We start from the raw sequence: 17587 nt of genomic DNA, 5'->3' as shown, positions 1-17587 counted from the left end.
ATACAAAGTAACACCGGAATCCGGGGGTGATTATGTGACCTGGATCACTTTTTAACAGTATTGTACAACCGGCTCAGGGTTTCCCGGGAAACGCCCAGGTAGGCAGCAATCAGGTGCTTGGGCACCAGGTGATGTAGCTGTGGATATAGCTGTAATAGCTCCTCATAGCGTGTTTTGGCGTCGTTGTTCATAAACGACAGCAGACGTTGCTGTGCGGCTACATAACCTTTATTGGTACGCCAGCGAAAAAAATACTCCACCTGGCGTAGTTCCCTGCAAAGTTTCTCCCGGTCTGTATTGGAAAGCGCCAGCAACCCGGCATCTGTAATACAGTCCACATTAATAGTAGCCTTACTTTGGCTATATAAAGCATGATAGTCGGAGGTCCACCAGGTAGGCATAGCAAATTGCAGGATATGCATTTTGATCTGGTCATTGATGAAGAAAGCTTTCAGACAACCAGACAGCACGAAGTACTCGTGCTCCACTTTGTCGCCCTCGCGGATGACTGCCTGTCCTTTTTTAAAGGAGACCGGTTTGAAATGTGAAAAAAAATAGGCATGTTCTTCCGGCGTTAATGTGGCCGTTCTGGCTATATGTGCTTGTAATATTTCTGCGGGTTGCATAAGGTGAAGATAATTATTTCTTTTACAGCATTGATTTTAAGGAGAGGTGTACTGTTTCTGTTAGTCTTTTTCTATTTTAGTGCCAGAAAAAGAAATAATTTGATAAGGAGTGATGCCTATAGTGACCTGGAGCTGATAAGCCTGCTGAAGAGGGGAGAGGTGGCAGCCTTTGATCTGCTTTACTCCCGCCACTGGTCTGGCATGTATCAGGCCGCTTTTTACCTGCTGCGTGACCAGAATGCCTGTATGGACATCGTACAGGATATTTTTGCCTGGCTGTGGGAAAAGCGGGAGCAGCTGGAAATACAGGCTGTTCCTTCCTATCTGCGGAGTGCCGTCCGGTTTAAAGTGGCCAACTACATCCGTTCCGGTAAAATCCGGGACGAATTTTATACCGAGCTGGCTGGCCTGTTGCTGCCGGAAACACCCGGTCCGCAGGACTTCCTGGAGCTGAACGATCTGAAAATAATCATCACACAGGTGGTGAACACCCTTCCCGAAAAATGCCGGGAGATTTTTCTCCTGAGCCGGGACGGCCAACTGACGAATCAACAGATAGCTGATTTATTGAATATTTCTATCAAAACTGTCGAAGCGCAAAAGACCATCGCGCTGAAGCGCATCCGGGCAGCCGTGGAGCCTCACCTGCTCGCCTTGTTACTACTTCCCATCGTGACCTGTTATCATTAATTCGCCCATCTCAAAAAAAATTTGAGTCGTTTTTAAGGGTGTGTGTTTTTGCAAGTGCCTATGTATAGGATAGGCTACATATGAGAAAAGAGGAAGCCATATTATTAGCGGAAAAAATTGCATCCGGTACAGCTACAGACGCGGAGATGATGCAGTATAACCAGTTGTTCAACGCCTTCCAGGAACGTGACAGCTGGGATGAGCAGGTACTGGGCAACAAACAGCAGCTGGAGGATATAATCCGTCAGCGGTTGCAGCCTGTGCTTCATCGTCAGCGTTCGGGAGCAAAGGTACACTGGTACAAATGGGCCGCAGCTGCGGCAGTGGCCCTGCTGCTGGGCAGCGGTTACTATTCCCTGCAACATCGGCAACCGGAACCGTTGCAGCCGCAGGCAGTCCGCTTCCGGAATGATGTGCCAGCCCCTGTTGGCCAGCATGCTGTATTGACATTGAGCAACGGTCAACAGATACAACTGGACAGCGCCGGTAACGGCACCCTTGCCGTACAGGGACAAGTGCAGGTCTCTAAAAATGCCAGCGGCCAGATCATATATGCCGGTACGGACAAGGCAGCCAGCTTTAATACATTACAGCTGCCGCCGGGAAGCAAGCCACTCGCCATTATCCTGGCAGACGGCACCAAAGTATGGATGGACGCCGGTTCTGCACTAACCTATCCCACTGCTTTTTATGGCGGCAAACGCGAGGTGTTTGTATCCGGACAGGCTTACTTTGAAGTGGCCAGGAACAGCAACCAGCCTTTCAGTGTAACATCTACTACCAATAACACCACCATCGATGTATTGGGGACCACCTTTAATGTGCGCGCTTTCCGCGATGGCAGCGATATGCAGGTGACCCTTCTCAGCGGCGCGGTGAAAGTGAATACCAGCGCTGCATCGCAACTGCTGCATCCGGGAGAACAAGCTGCCGTCAACACAAAAGGCGTTGTGCAGCTGACCGCCGGCGCCGATCTGCAGGAGGCTACCGCCTGGAAAAACGGGCTGTTTTATTTTAATGGTGCTGACATCACCACCATTATGTCAGCGTTACAACGATATTATGATATAGACGTCGTCTATCAGGCAGATGTCAAAGACGCTTTTGTTGCTAAAATTCCGAGGGATGTTCCGGTATCCCGATTACTGAACCTGCTGGAGATGACTAATCTCGTGCATTTCAAAATTGAAGGACGGAAAGTAACCGTAATAAAGTAGATCATACACCAGTCCTTTTGTACTGTCCTGTAAGACCGGCCATCTTACAGGGTGGGAGTGTATTTTATTGTTTACCAAAAATCAACCAAACGATATGCTTGTCAGAAAGCTATTCAAAGCGCTATGCCTTTTAACGAGAGTCAACTATTGCAGGATTTGCCTGCTGGCAGTCTGTCTGTTGATGACAACACCCATTTTCGCACAGAAAGTGACCATCAGCATGAAATCCGGTCCGCTGGAAAAAGCATTCCGGGAAATCGAAAAACAAACGGGATACAGCTTTATCTATGGAAAGAACCAGCTTAGTCAGGCCGCACCTGTCAGCATAACGGTGGAAAACCAGGAGTTGAATGACGTGCTGAAAATGCTTTTCAATAACCAACCATTCACGTATTCGCTGTCAGGCAAATTTATTGCCATACGGCTGAAGAGTGTGCCAGCCAAAGAGTCCGGAGCAGCGGAAGAGGGGATTACTATCCGTGGCAGGGTCACGGATGTTAAAGGAAACCCGCTTCCGGCTGTATCTGTGGTCGTACCCGGTACACCTTTCGGCGCCATGACGAATGACAATGGTGAGTATGTCATCAACCGGGTGCCGGTAAATGCTGTGCTGGTGGTGTCTTATCTTTCTTATGAAGCACAACAGATTGCTGTCAACGGTCGTACTATGCTCAATGTGGTATTGAGCGAACAGTTGAAATCACTCGATGAAGCTGTGGTGATCGGCTATGGTACCACCACCCGCAGAATGAACACTGGATCTGTGAGCAGTATTACTGCCAGGGACATTGAAACGCAGCCGGTATCCAATCCGTTGGCCGCTTTACCAGGGCGCATTCCCGGTGTGCAGATCACGCAGCAGAACGGTCTGCCAGGCAGCGCTGCTGTAGTGCAAATCCGTGGCCAGGGCTCTATGAACTCCGGGACCCTGCCGTTGTACGTCATTGATGGCGTGCCCTATACGAATTTCAACGGTTCCTATCCGCCGTCGGATAACCTTAACTCCCTCGGGACCACAGGCGCTAACGGCGGCATCAGCCCTTTCAGTATGATCAATCCCGATGATATTGAAAGGATGGACATCCTCAAAGATGCGGACGCAACGGCCATCTACGGCGCCAGAGGCGCCAATGGTGTTATCCTCATCACCACCAAAAAAGGAAAGTCAGGTAAAACGAAAGCTAACATAAACGTATACACGGGATGGGGAAAGATCAGCCGCTTCATCCCCATGATGAACACGCAGCAGTACCTCGACCTGAGAAAAGAAGCGTTTAAAAATGACGGCGTTACGCCCACCACTGTGAATGCACCGGAGCTCACCGTATGGGACCAGAACGCTTATACCGACTGGCAACGCCTCCTCGCGGGCGGCACCGCACGCTCTACTGATGCGCAGGCGTCGGTGTCCGGTGGTGAAGGGAAAACGCATTTCCTGTTCAGCGGCGGCTATCACAAAGAAACTACGGTATATCCCGGCGACTTCAACAGCCAGCGTTTTACAGGCCGCTTGTCTGTTGACCACCGCTCTGCCAATGATAAATTCTATGCGGCTATCACGGCCAACTATTCCAATGATAAAACGGTATTGCCAGGGTCAGATCTTCTTTCGATGTATAACCTGCCTCCGAATATGCCGCTGTATGATAACGCCGGTAAACTGGTATGGTCGAGCGGTTTCAGTAATCCAATCGCGCTGATGCAACGCCGTTATACCAGCACCACCGGCAATTTGATGACAAACGCCAGCCTGCGCTATTCCATCATCAGGGACCTGAATTTTAAAGTGAGCCTCGGCTATACGAATACTTCACTGGACCAGGTGAACCCGCTGCCGGCATCTACCCAGAACCCGCTTAACAATCCCCAATCGTCTGCTACGTTCGCGAATACACGTTCTCAGAACTATATCGCAGAGCCTACGCTCGACTATACGATGGAAGGAAAGCAGGGACGGCTCAATCTCATGGTGGGCGGCACTTATCAGCGCAGCCTCTCCACCGGTCAAAGCATCGATGGCCGTAACTACAGCAACGAAGGGCTGCTGGGCTCTTTGGTAGGTGCAGGTACCATGGTGTTGAATTCCAGTTCTTATTTCGATTACCGTTTTGCGTCGCTATTCGGTCGTATTAACTACGACTACAAACGGAAATACCTGTTGAACGTCACGTTCCGCCGCGACGCCTCTTCCCGCTTCGGGCCGGACTATGCGATGGGTAATTTTGGCGCGGTCGGCGCTGCCTGGCTGTTCTCCGAAGAACCGTTTGCACAGGACAACCTGCCCTGGCTGAACTTCGGTAAACTCCGTGCCAGCTTCGGTACCACCGGCAACGACCAGATCTCCAACTATATTTATCTGCCACTGTTGTCGTCCGCAGGAACCTACCAGGGCGCTGCTGCCCTTGCCCGTGGCACATTGCCTAATCCCGGTATCAAATGGGAAACTACCCGCAAACTGGAATTTGGGCTGGAACTGGGTTTCCTGCAAGACCGGATCAAGTTTTCCGGAGATTATTACCGCAACCGGTCCACCGACCAGTTGTTGTCTGCTGCACTACCTACCCAGTCAGGTTACAACAGTTACACGGTGAATATGCCTGCGCTGGTGCAGAACAGCGGCGTAGAGCTGGAACTGACCACGCTCAACCTGAAAGCCTGGAATTTCGGATGGACAACGGCTTTCAACGTGACCTTCTACCGCAATAAGCTGGTAGATTTCCCCGGCATTGAGAAATCTTTTTATGCCAGCAGTTATTTGATTGGTCAACCGATAGATGTTGTCAGGAAATATCTCTATACCGGCTATGATCCTAAAACGGGCATCCCGCAATATGCTGATCTGAACAACGACGGATCGATCGACTTTAACAATGACCGGCAGATCATCCCTCCGGGCAATCCTTATTTCGGCGGTATCAACAATACCTTTTCCTACAAAAACTGGGATTTCAGCTTCTTCTTACAGTTCCACCACCGAAAGGGCAGTACCAATACTATCAGCACGCCGTTAGGGAGCAGCCGGAACAACCAGAACACTTCCCTGCTCGACAGGTGGCGGCAGCCCGGTGATATTGCCACTTATCCTGCTGCCAGTACTACTCCCGGTACGCCTGTCTATCTCGGTTATACGCAGTATGGCAGTTCCACTGCCTTATGGGGAGATGCCAGTTACCTGAAACTGCGTTCCGCTTCCCTTAGTTATTCCTTCCCGAAGATGTGGCTGAAGAAAGCGAACATCGCTAACCTGAAAGTATATGCAGAAGGGCAGAACCTCTTCACCTGGATGAAAAACAAATACATCTATGATCCGGAGACCAGTGTTCCCGGAGGCCCTCCGGGCCTGGGTACGGGCATGATCGCCATGCCGCCGTTGAGAACTATTGTGTTTGGTGTTAACTGTTCATTCTAAAATCTGATTGTTATGTTGTCTTTTAATATCCATAAAAAAGTGATGTTGTCCGTGATACTGGCAGGCAGTGTTTTTTCCTCCTGCAGAAAGCTGGTAGAGATCGGGCCGCCTACCACGCAGGTAGGCCTGGACCAGGCATTTGCCTCTGAAGCTACAGCTACGAGTGCCGTGTTGGGTATCTATAACACTTCCGCCATACGGGATTTGTTATTTCCATTAAGTGAAATGCCCGGTCTTTCCGCAAACGAGCTGCAGAACAATGTTTCCAGCCCTTCCTTCGATGAATTTAAAACCAACAGTATTACGGTCACTAACAGTGTCGCATCTACGTTGTGGGCCTATAGTTACACCACCGTGGCGCAGGCTAATGCTATGATGGAGGGTGTCAACCGCAGTACGGCGCTTTCTACGGCTGTCAAAAATCAGTTACTGGGAGAAACGAAAGTGTGGAGAGCTTTTGTGTATGGTTATCTCGTGAATATGTTCAGCGATGTGCCGCTGCCACTGAAAGATGATCCGTTGGGCAACGCCACGCTGGCACGGGCAGGCGCTTCACAGGTGTGGACGCAGATCATCACCGATTTGACGGAAGCGCAGGGCTTATTGACGGATGCCTATCCCTCCACGCTGAGAACGAGGATTAACCGGCAGACGGCCAATGCCTTACTGGCAAGGGCTTACCTGTACCAGAAAGACTGGGCCAAAGCAGAAGCAGCAGCCAATGCCGTGATCAACTCCGGGATATACAGCCTTAATAAAGACCTGAACACCACTTTCAGTAATACCAGCAATGAGGTGATCTGGCAGTTGGCCACGCTTACCGGTATTTCCACGTATACTACTAACCGTGATGCCAATGGAGGCAGTTACGCTGCTGCCCCAGGCACCATCCCGGCAGTAACGTTGACGGATACACTGTATAATTCCCTTGAAGCAGGGGATAAACGCAAAACCAGCTGGGTGGTGGCCACAGATATCGGTGGACAGAACTATAAAGTCATTACCAAATACAAAATGCGGGTGCTTGCCACTGGCGCTACTATGGGTAATGAATTCAACGTAATGCTGCGACTCGCAGAACAATACCTGATCAGGGCGGAAGCACGGGCACAGCTGGGCAACCTCGCCGGTGCCATTGCCGATGTAAATGCTATTCGGGACAAAGCTGGTCTTCCTGGCCTGGACAACAGTATTACGCAAGCCAACCTGTTGCTCGCCATCGAAAAAGAGAGAAAGGCGGAACTGTTTGGCGAATGGGGTCATCGCTGGTTTGACCTGAAACGTACGCCAGCTATCTCCGGAGGCGGTAAAACCCGTGCCGATGAAGTTATAGGTGGCATGCGCCCAGGTACCTGGACGAGCACAGATGTGCTGTATCCTATCCCGGATGCGCAACGTGTGTCCAACCCGGCACTGACACAAAATCCCGGATATAATAATTAACATAAAACCAACCCTGTTATATGAAGAAAGTATTTCCAATCCTGCTCGGCGGCTGCCTGCTGGCCGCCGGTCAGTCAAGCGGTCAGGCGAAGATCAGCCCCGACTCGCTGATGCGCTACTATAGCCGTCTTGCCAAAGGTGACGAAACAGATAAAGCACTGCTGACGGATAAAATGTATACATTGACCAAAAGCAAAAAAGAAGCAGACTGGCTCACCGCCGCCCGTTTCTTCTACCAGCTGAAGAAAAACAACGTGGGTGATTCTATTCAAAAGATAGCCGCTGAACATTTTCCTGCCGGTTTTGCGGCACGTAATAAAGCGGTACAGGTCATCTATGATGAAAACGATCCGGTGAAGAAAGAAGCGCTCTATAAAGCATGGCTCAAAAAGTTCCCGCAGGATAAACAGAACAAAGACGTGATCATCTATGATTACGCCGCTAATAGCGTTGGTGGCGCCTATGCCCAGGCTGACAATCTGCCTAAAGCGCTGGAATATGCCAACAGTATCGTGTCGCCTTTTTGGAAAGGGCAGGGGTGGGTTGGCACCGCTGAACGGATCCTCAAACATGGTCATACGGCTGAAGCCAAAGTGTTGTATAAAAAGGCCATCGAAGATGCCTATGAATTCAGGACTACCCGCAAAAACGAGGAAGGCGCCGGTTTTGCTGCAATAGGTTATCCCGGTTATCTCAGCTCCTACGCGCAGCTGTTGTTCAATGACAAAGAATACGATTCCGCACTGGTGTACCTGAAACGCGCGGAACAGGCGGAAACACCCGTTCGCCCACAGGTGAACGAAATGTACGCTAAAGTGCTCCTCGCCAAGGGCGACTATCAGCAGGCTTTCACGCGCCTCAGCGAGGTAGCCGCACAAGGCCAGCTGAATGTAGGAAACAGGGGTTTGCTGGCGGAAGCTTACGCAAAGGTGCGTGGTGATAATCAGCTGGAGAAATATATCGATTCCCTGAAAGGCGGTCTCGATGATAAGATGAAGAAAGAATTCGCCAAACAGATCATCAAAGAACCGGCGCCGGGATTCACACTGAAAGATGTAGACGGCAATACCGTGTCATTGTCTGATTATAAAGGAAAAACCGTCGTGCTCGACTTCTGGGCTACCTGGTGCGGTCCCTGCAAGGCGTCATTCCCGGCCATGAAAAAAGCCATGGAGAAATATAAAAACGATCCGAATGTAAAGTTCCTGTTTGTGCACACGTGGGAAAAAGAAGAAAACGCTGCCGCAAGTGCTAAGAAGTTCATCACCGGCAATAGTTATCCTTTCCAGGTACTGATGGACCTGAAAGACCCGGCTACCGGTATCAATAAAGTGGTGGACAGCTATAAAGTACAGGGTATTCCCACTAAGTTCGTCATTGACGGGAAAGGTGATATCCGTTTCCGGTTCACCGGGTTCAGCGGCGGAGATGATGCGGCCGTGGCGGAAGTGTCCGCGATGGTGACACTGGCGAATCAGTGATTTTTTGGATGATGCAATAATAGTCTGCTTACGAAGGCCCGGGATTTCCCGGGCTTTTGTAATATGTCACAATCGCCCCGTAAGAATGTCTTTTTTACGCCTCCCGTGACAAACAACTAGCTATTAAATTTGTTATTCAATAAAAACTATAACAATGGTCAATATTTGGCACAGATTGGTGATTAAAACCTCTCCCGAGGTAGTTTACAAAGCGCTTTCCACACAGGAAGGACTGGCCGGCTGGTGGACGCCCGACACTATTGCAAAACCTGAAACAGGCAGCATTGCCCGCTTTGCTTTTGGAGATTATTTTAAAGAGATGAAAGTGGCGGTGCTGGAACCTTCCAAACAAGTGAAATGGGAGTGTTTGAAGGCGGTGGATGAATGGGTCGGGACTACAATTACTTTCGACCTGGAGCCGCATAAAGACGGCACGACGTTGTTCTTTCATCATGACGGATGGAAAGACTATTCACCGACCTATGCGGTTTGCACGTACGACTGGGCCATGTTTTTAAGAAGCCTGAAACGGTTATGTCAAACCGGGAAGGGACAAGCTTATCCGGACCAGAGTAAATTTGAATAGACCTATTGATTTGTTCCCCGGAAGTCATGTGGATTTTGCCCGCTCATTTTACGGAAAAAAACAGTGAAGTTGGAAGGATGTCCAAAGCCCAGGCAGTACGCGATCTCGCCAATACTCCAGCTGGTGGCGCGCAGCAAGGTTTTGGCTTCCTTCAGGAGGTGGTCTGCGATCACCTGCGTGGTAGTTTTACCGGTAACGGATTTGACTGCTCTGTTCAGGTAGTTCACATGTACAGACAGTTGCGTTGCGAAAGCTGCTGCGGTCTTTAGCTGTACCTGCTCATGTACCGTTGTAATGGCGCATTGCTTGGCCAGCAGTTCCAGGAACAGCGTGGTGATCCTGTTGGCGGAGTTATGCGGCTGCCAGGTGGTAGGAGGTGTTATCTTCACGGCTTCATGGTGCAACAACTGAATATAATGCCTGATCACATCATTCTTTTGTTGATAGTGCCCTTCCTGCTCTTTGATCATCATTTCAAAGATGAATGTTAATTTCTCCGCGGTAGCTTCATCGGGAAGCAGTACATGATCACCGCGGATATTGAAGACGGTGGATGCCGCCAGGTTATACAGAAACGAGTCGGTAAACAAACAGAAGTAGTAGCGCAGCTTATCGGAAACACGTTCCCAGGAATAGGGGATCATCGGATTGCTGAACAGGATGGCTTTGTCCTTTACCGTGATAGTGCGGTCTGCATAGGTTATCCGGACTTCGCCTTCCAGTATCAGCGAAATTTTGTAATAGTTACGCCGGATGAAAGGCGAAGGAAGGCCTGGGTGATCATCTCCCACATAAAAAACATAGAAGTCCTGTAAATTGGAATACGGTTGATTTCTCCTGGTGAAAAACTGTTCGATATGTTCATATGACTTCATGTATCTAAGTTACGAAAATCTGACACCTGTGATACGCTCGCTCAATTGCCACAAGGTAGCGGCCTGTACGGGATCAAGCGCATGCGGACGGACGCCATATGGCACGGTAACGTCAGCGGGCACACGCTCAGCGATGTTGCAGTTTTCACAATAAACCCCTCCGATGCCGGCCAGCTGAGGGCTAAGCGCACACCAGGCAAGCGTCGCTGCGCCCTGCTCCGGCGTTTTAAATGTCTTGATGGCTTGTGACCATGTCCGGTACTCTTCCGGGCTCATATACCGGAAAATAGCGGTATCTACAGCGCCGGGATGTACTGCATAGGCCCTGATGCCATGCTGCTGCCCGATATGGTCCAGCGCAATGGTAAACAGCACATTGGCGGTCTTGGACTGTCCATAAGCTTTCCTTGTATCATAAGAATGTTGCTCAAAATTGATGTCTTCAGGTTGCAATGCCATGTGCCGGTGCCCGATGGAAGAGGTGTTGATAACCCTTGCGGCGCCGGACCGTTTCAACGCCGGCCATAGCCGGCCGGTCAACTGAAAGTGGCCGAGATGGTTGACTCCGAATTGCAGCTCATAACCCCGTTTGTCCAGTTGAAGCGATGGAACATTGAATAGTCCTGCATTATTGAACAGATAATCGAGGTTGTGATGTTCAGCAAGAAACTGCTCCGCGAAGCGGTTTACACTAACCGGGTCAGACAGGTCCAGTGGAATAAATGAAACGTTGTGAAGCTGTTGCAGTGCATCCGTGGCTTTGCCCGCATCCCGGGCACCGATTATTACCTGCGCGCCTGCATTGGCTAATACTTTGACTATTTCCAGTCCAATCCCCGAATTCCCTCCGGTAACGATCGCTGTTTTTCCGTTTAAATCATGGCCCGCTGTCACCGCCGCGGCGGTGCTCTCTGCATTGAAAGGGGAGTGGATGGGTTGTTGCATGGTTTCCATTCGATAAGATTGATACCACAAAATTAGGAGGTGGGGAAACGGAAAAATTGTGGGAATCAAACCAATGCTTATGAGAAACAGCTAAAAAAAACAACGGGTGCCTGAAAAGACACCCGTTGCTGAAAATATTGATTATTGTTTTCCTACCCATCGGTTGACCGTATTATCCGGTCCTTCCATGACGACTTTGTAAAATCCGGAGGGCATGTCTTTTACGCTTATTTCCGCGTGTTCCTGCTGTAGCGGCACTTCGCCCAGCAGTTTGTAGGTGTCCTGTCCACCGGTTTTGAAGTTGTTGGTGGTGGTAACCCATACTTTCACATTACCTTTCTTTTCGCGGGCTTTCCAGGTAAGATGCAATGCACCGTTGTCCAGTGTGGCGCCGGGCTGTGTCAGGGATACTTTGCCTGTCAGCGGTGCGCCGTCCAGTTCGCGGGCATCTGCCTGCGGGATGTTGATCTGCAGGAAACGGGCCATTGTAGGCAGGATGTCCACGATGCCAGGCTGACCGGTTTTGAAGTAGTCATTCAGGCCTTTGGCATTGGTGACCATCCAGGTGGTACGTTCGCGGTCTGACTGTCCGCCGTGACCTTTGCCATTGCTGGCGGTACGGCCATGGTCTGTGGTAATGAACAGCTGCCAGTCTTCGCCGAAGTTTTTACGGCGGTATTCAAGCGCATTCCAGATGCGGCCTACCTGGTCATCCATCATGTTGATGGCGGCGTAGAACTTCTCACTGTCGCCGTAACGATGTCCCATGTCATCGGTATATTCGAGGTATACCCATGACAGGTCCGGCGCCTGTTTACGGATGTAGTCAGCGGCGCTGTCCACCACGGCTTCATCGATCAGGTGCATGTACCAGCTGTCTTTATCATGCGGGAAGCGGGCGGTATCTTTCTCCAGGCCGTCTACATGGTAATCTATTTTCAGGTTACCGGTTTGTGGCAGGCCGTCACCTACCAGTTTGGTGCGGTTATCGAGCCAGGAGGAGAAGACAGCGGTTTTCTTCTGCGGGTATGCCTGCTTGAAAAAGCGGAAGATACTGCCGTAGCTGTAGTTCTGTGCGGCGATATCGTTATCCCATACGTTGTGTTTGTTCACCCAGGTACCGGTAAGCAGGCTGTTATAGCCTACTGCGGAGATGGTGGGTGTCTGGGAATAACCATCTTTCTCACCGCCTACATAAGCGCGGGTGTAGCCGCCTGCTTTAGCGATGTTATGCAGATGAGGCGTTGGCTGTTTTTCGATGACATCTGCGGGGATACCATCTACAATAATAAACAGGGCTTTCTTTTGCTGTGCCTGTACCATCAGCGTGGTGCAGGAGAAAGTAACGACGGAAAAGATAAATGCTTTTAACATGGACTACATTTTTATTCTTTTACGAGCAACCACATGATACCGTTGATGTTGTCGCCCTGCGGATATTGCCGGGTGATGGCATCGCTCACGTGCTGCCTGTTGAGATTCAGCTCAGTGTCAGGATACATCCAGCGTTTGGGCACCTTTTTATTGTTCAGCACCCCGTTGCCGGAAACATCGAATACCGGCAATCCTGTACGGCGCTGTTCATAGAACACCTGCCAGCCGGAATTCATAAAGAAACTGATATACTTCTGGTTAAAAATACCTTCCAGCTCTTTCCCCGGTACCAGTTGCAAAGATGGTTGTGCAAGGTAAGCCGTAATATCAGCGGGTGCTATTTTACAAAATTCCATGGAAGCTTGTATACCTTTTTTGTAATAATCGGTGGCATCGCCGCTGATCCAGCCACGGATCACGGCTTCAGCCAGCACAAACTGAAGTTCCGGGTATCCCAGCACCACGCTGGGCTCATTTACCGGGTCGTTGTAGTACCGTTTGGCAATCTTGGACACTTCACCGTTCACTACACGACTGTTGTTTTCGTCGATGGTGGCGCTGCCTTTGGCCCCGCCGTATGCGTTAAAGTCGTTGTCCGGCAGCCCGGCATATTTGGTGGCTTTCTGCGCAAAACGGAACAACCGGGGATCTTTGTACTGTTTCAACAGGTCCACAAAATTCTCTTCCAGGTAGAAGGCTGTTTGCATGCTGTTGTTATTGTAGTACGGATAACGGTTGTCCTGCAAGTCCGCGAACACCAGCTGCCCGTTGTCGGCGCTGCCACTCAGCAGCGGATACTTGGACGGATTGTTCACAATTTCGGCAAACCGTTCCTTCACTTTCAGTTTGGCATTGCCTTCTTTCTGCGACAGGCTCATTAATATCCGCAGGGAGAAGCTGTTGATCAGGCGTTTCCATTGTTCTTTTTTACCGCCGTAAATCACATCGCCCCGGATATCACCATCAGCCGCGACGAGTTGATCGCCGGCGGCTTTGAGGTCATTGAGGATATTCAGGAAGATATCTTCCTGCCGGTCGTATGCCGGCGTGAACATTTCTGATGACCCTTTCAGCGCCTCGCTGTAAGGCACATCGCCGAAGGCCAGCGTCAGCTTCATAAAAAACCAGGCACGGAAAAATTTGCTCAGCGCCAGGTAAACGGGCTGATTGATCCTGGTAGCTTCTTCTTCCATCTTCACTACCTGACGGAGATTGCCGAAGTCGTTGAAACCGGACCGCTGCCAGTTGTAATACTGATATGAATCTATTCCGTCTGTATTGACCAGGTAGCGGGAGGCAAAAGCCCCCGAGGTGCTGATGTCGTTAAAGGCGGCGGTTTCTATGTTCGTCAGCAGTAGTTCAGGCGTGGCCTGGGTGGGTTTATTCGGGTCTGTCTGGAAGTACTCAAACTTCTTGCAACTGCTGAAAGCCGTTGCCAGTAAACAAAATATGATAATTGATGATGTACGCATGATTCAGTGATTAGAACTTTAAATTCAGGTTGAAGCCCATGCTGCGGGAGGATGGTGTCTGCAGTTCATCTTTCCCTGTGTCCGGATCAACGTTGGGTAATTTGGAGAACAACAACAGGTTACGGCCAACGAGCGACAGCGAAGCGTCTCTGATAAACGTCCTGCGCATCCATTTTCCGGGCAGCTGCCAGGTGAAGTTCACTTCACGCAGCTTCAGGAAGGTTTGGGAGTAGTAGTTGTTGTTGGTGTTGGCGTTGTTGCTGGTGTTGATCATATAGTCGATATAGTTCACCGCTTTGGTATTGGGGGCAAACTTCCGGCTGTCGGAGATGATATTGCCGTCTGCATCGTATTGGATATCTCCGGAAGTAACGATCACGCCAGGGCCTACGTAGGTGTTTTTGCCGGCGTTGGCGTCATCCCTGAAGGGATTGACTGTACCGGGATGGGTACCGCCCCACCACATTTTGGCGTTGGTCATGGAGTACATCAGTCCGCCGATACGGCCATCTACGAGGAAACGCAGGGTAAACTGTTTGTACCTGAAAGTGTTTTCCATGCCGTAAGTCCAGTCAGGATCGGAATTGCCGATGTAGCGCTTATATGGGTCACTCTTCGGGAAACCGTTGCTTTCATATACGATGTTACCCGATGGGTCGTGTTCATACACATTGTCAAATATCCTGTCCATGCGCTCGCCAACCCTGATTTTGTCCAGTTCGGAGGCGCCGCCATAAATCTCCTGTAATACCCTTTTGTATTTACTGAAGTTCACCATGACGTCCCAACGGAAATCAGTATTGCGTACAGGCGTTCCGATAAGCATGAATTCCCAGCCGGTACGGAGGAACTCGTTGCCGTTCACCAGGTAGGAACCGTAACCGCTGCTGATGGCTACCGGCAGTTTCACGATGTTGTTGTAGTCGCGGGCACGGTAGTAAGTAACGTCAAGGCCTAAACGATTGTCAAACAGCTTGGTCTCCACGCCGGCTTCCCAGGCGCCGGTGGTCTGCGGATGTATGTTGGGATTACGCAGCATGTCGCTGAAGTTCAGCGAAGGAACGCCATTCCATTTGATGCCCTTGTCGTAGGTAGACAGGTGGGAATAGGTATAATCGTTGGCCACGGTGGCCAGTACGCCACTGGATACCTGCGACCAGGAGCCCCTGGCTTTCAGATAGGATACCCATTTCGGCATCTTTACCAGCTCTGATAACACCACAGACCCTGATACGGAAGGATAGAAGAAGGAGTTGTTGTTGATAGGCAGAGTAGAGATCTTGTCATTACGACCGGTAAGCGACACATAAAAAGCGTGCATAAATTCCATATCCACAAAACCATAGATGCTGCTGGTCCTTCTTTCTTCGATGAAGTTGTTGCCCAGGATGGGATTGGCGGAATTGGAGAGGTTATAAAAACCGGGGATGGTCAGACCATCGGTAGTGCTGCGCTGGTATTTGTCGTTGCGGTAGTAATTGGAACCGCCTACTTCGGCATGTACCGCAAAGTTTTTGCTGAAAGCATGCTCATAGCGGCCAATCAGGTCTGTTACAATGTCGAAGTAGTTTTGGGAGCGGGCAACATAGTTACCTCTGGACTTGCTGCTGTAACCGATATAGCTGGCTGGCTCCTTTGTATCTTCATTCAGGCCGAATGCGTTGATGCCGGACCGCAGCTTCACGCTGAAATCCCGGTTGATCTTATAATCCAGCGTCATAGAGCCGAAAGTGTTGTTCTTATAATAACCGGTCAGCAGTTCATACGCCTGGAAATAAGGGTTGTTGTACCAGGAGGTGTTATAGTTTCGTTGCTGCAGTTTTTCCTTGCCCGGCTCCCAGTAGTTGCGCAGGTCGCGGATATCCACATCGGAACCGGTCCACAATACGAGGTTGTACAGGTAGTTCGTAGGGCCGTAACCGATAGTTGGATAGTTGTCGGAATACTGCCGGTTGTAGGTGATACGGGCATCTACATTCAGCCTGTCGGTGAGATTATAGTTACCGGCGATGCTGAAAGAACTGTTGTTGAGTTGTGTATTGGGTACAACGCCCAGTTGATAGATGTGCGATGCAGAAGCCCTGAAATTGCCTTTGTCGCTGGACTGGGTGATGCTCAGGCTATTGGTGGAGATGACACCTGTCCGGAAGAAGTTGCGTACGTTGCTTTTTCCGCGGGACACGAAGGGCAGTGGCACCAGTTTACCGGTGGCCGGGTCTACCGGGCTGTTATATTGTGGTGTTTCCCAGTAGCCGCTCGGGGTGCTGGGATCTTTCTGGTCCAGCTTGGGGCCCCATATCCAGCCGGAGCCTTCGGTACCGCCGCCGGAGCCGTCTACATAGGCGTATTTGCCTTTGGCGCCGTTACCGTAGGTGGTCTGCACATCAGGGATGCGGATGAAAGAAGGCTGGAACATGGTGGAGGAGTTGAAGTCAACCGACAGCTCTTTGCCTTTGCCTCTTTTGGTGGTGATCATCAATGCGCCGAACTGGCCGATGGAGCCGTACAATGCGGAGGCGGAAGTGCCTTTGAGCACGTTGATGCTTTCCACGTCATCGGGATTTACTTTCCACATATCGGCCGTCTGATCGGGGATACCATCGATCACGATCAGTGGTTTCTGTCCGCGCAGCTGGATGGTGGCGTCGCGGAACATATCGGTGGAGTTGCGTATCACGAGGCCGGCCACACGACCAGTGAGGGAGCCGATCAGGTTGGGTTCCCGGGCTTTGGTCATGTTATCGCCTTTTACGGTTTGTACCGCATAGCCCAGTGATTTCTTTTCTTTCTGGATACCGAGGGCGGTCACCACCACCTCACTCAGTCCGGCTACGTCCTGCTGTAAGGCGATGTCTATCTGTGCACGACCGTTCACCGGTATTTCCTGTGATTTGTAACCTACCAGGGAAAAGCGCAGCACATCGCCCTCTTCCACGCCGGCGAGGCTATAGTGGCCTGTTTCGTTGGAGTTGGCACCTTTTGTTTTTCCTTTTATGGAGATGATGACGCCGGGTAACGGGCTGTTATCTTTGGCATCGGTGACAGTGCCTTTTACCGTAATCTGCGTTTGGGCGTGACCGGTAAAGGGCAGCACTTTTACCGCGTAGTAGTTGCCCTGTATCGGTTCACAGGTGAGGCCGTAAGGGTGCAGCAAGGCAGGCAGCCCGGTAGTGATGTCAGCCTGTTCCATTTTTCTGAACGCCTGTGCACTGACTGACTTACCAGCGAGAATGGCGCTGTTGTAGCTGAATTTGACTTTATGTGTATTTTCCAGTACAGGGAATACCTCAGACAACAGGTATGTTTCGCGTGCATGTTGTCTGACGGTTCCTTTGGCCATGATGTCCTGGGCTTGCGTAGTAAATGGCACAGCGGGCATCAGGCACAATAAGATCCCTACTACCTTATGATGTATAAGTAGTTTTCGTTGCATGATAATGCGTTTTAATAAAAATCCCGGGTTCGTTTA

12 protein-coding genes are annotated in these 17587 nt (G+C 50.5%); 6 read left to right on the top strand and 6 right to left on the bottom strand.

Annotation, left to right across the window (positions count from 1 at the left end):
- Positions 1 to 44: 44 nt before the first annotated feature.
- Complete coding sequence (locus HHL17_RS27935) at positions 45 to 626, bottom strand: Crp/Fnr family transcriptional regulator (RefSeq protein WP_169228115.1); 582 nt, start codon at positions 624 to 626, stop codon at positions 45 to 47.
- A 99-nt stretch (positions 627 to 725) separates the two neighbouring features.
- On the opposite strand from HHL17_RS27935, the gene HHL17_RS27930 reads away from it, so the two are divergent.
- From HHL17_RS27930 to HHL17_RS27905, 6 genes are all read left to right on the top strand, one after another.
- Entirely contained in the window at positions 726 to 1316 is a 591-nt protein-coding gene (locus HHL17_RS27930; protein WP_169228114.1) for an RNA polymerase sigma-70 factor, read from the top strand.
- Positions 1317 to 1396: 80 nt separating this feature from the next.
- Complete coding sequence (locus HHL17_RS27925; protein ID WP_169228113.1) at positions 1397 to 2533, top strand: FecR family protein; 1137 nt, start codon at positions 1397 to 1399, stop codon at positions 2531 to 2533.
- Positions 2534 to 2627: 94 nt separating this feature from the next.
- On the top strand, positions 2628 to 5942 hold the full coding sequence (locus HHL17_RS27920) for a TonB-dependent receptor (protein ID WP_169228112.1): 3315 nt from the start codon (positions 2628 to 2630) through the stop codon (positions 5940 to 5942).
- 12 nt (positions 5943 to 5954) lie between these two features.
- The gene (locus tag HHL17_RS27915; RefSeq protein ID WP_169228111.1) at positions 5955 to 7385 is read left to right on the top strand and encodes a RagB/SusD family nutrient uptake outer membrane protein; all 1431 of its coding nucleotides are present in this window, start codon (positions 5955 to 5957) and stop codon (positions 7383 to 7385) included.
- A gap of 20 nt (positions 7386 to 7405) precedes the next feature.
- The gene (locus HHL17_RS27910; RefSeq protein WP_169228110.1) at positions 7406 to 8866 is read left to right on the top strand and encodes a redoxin domain-containing protein; all 1461 of its coding nucleotides are present in this window, start codon (positions 7406 to 7408) and stop codon (positions 8864 to 8866) included.
- Positions 8867 to 9020: 154 nt separating this feature from the next.
- Positions 9021 to 9452: an SRPBCC family protein gene (locus HHL17_RS27905; RefSeq protein WP_169228109.1), complete on the top strand. Its 432-nt coding sequence runs from the start codon at positions 9021 to 9023 to the stop codon at positions 9450 to 9452.
- 2 nt (positions 9453 to 9454) lie between these two features.
- On the opposite strand, the gene HHL17_RS27900 is transcribed toward HHL17_RS27905, so the two are convergent.
- The 5 genes from HHL17_RS27900 to HHL17_RS27880 all read right to left on the bottom strand — a co-directional run bounded on the left by HHL17_RS27900 (position 9455) and on the right by HHL17_RS27880 (position 17551).
- Positions 9455 to 10327 carry a helix-turn-helix domain-containing protein gene (locus tag HHL17_RS27900; protein ID WP_169228108.1) on the bottom strand — a complete coding sequence of 291 codons (873 nt, stop codon included), beginning with the start codon at positions 10325 to 10327 and terminating at the stop codon, positions 9455 to 9457.
- 9 nt (positions 10328 to 10336) lie between these two features.
- Positions 10337 to 11281, bottom strand: a complete 945-nt coding sequence (locus HHL17_RS27895; RefSeq protein WP_169228107.1) for an SDR family NAD(P)-dependent oxidoreductase — start codon at positions 11279 to 11281, stop codon at positions 10337 to 10339.
- A gap of 132 nt (positions 11282 to 11413) precedes the next feature.
- Positions 11414 to 12646 (bottom strand): alkaline phosphatase family protein, encoded by a 1233-nt coding sequence (locus tag HHL17_RS27890; protein ID WP_169228106.1) that lies wholly within the window; start codon positions 12644 to 12646, stop codon positions 11414 to 11416.
- Between the two features lie 11 nt (positions 12647 to 12657).
- Entirely contained in the window at positions 12658 to 14118 is a 1461-nt protein-coding gene (locus HHL17_RS27885) for a SusD/RagB family nutrient-binding outer membrane lipoprotein (protein WP_169228105.1), read from the bottom strand.
- A 10-nt stretch (positions 14119 to 14128) separates the two neighbouring features.
- Entirely contained in the window at positions 14129 to 17551 is a 3423-nt protein-coding gene (locus HHL17_RS27880) for a SusC/RagA family TonB-linked outer membrane protein (protein ID WP_206156192.1), read from the bottom strand.
- Between the last annotated feature and the right edge of the window lie 36 nt (positions 17552 to 17587).

This window comes from Chitinophaga fulva, from assembly GCF_012927205.1.
GTDB lineage: Bacteria > Bacteroidota > Bacteroidia > Chitinophagales > Chitinophagaceae > Chitinophaga > Chitinophaga fulva.
Note: the sequence above shows the minus strand (reverse complement) of the source record. Positions and strands in the feature narration are given on the sequence as shown.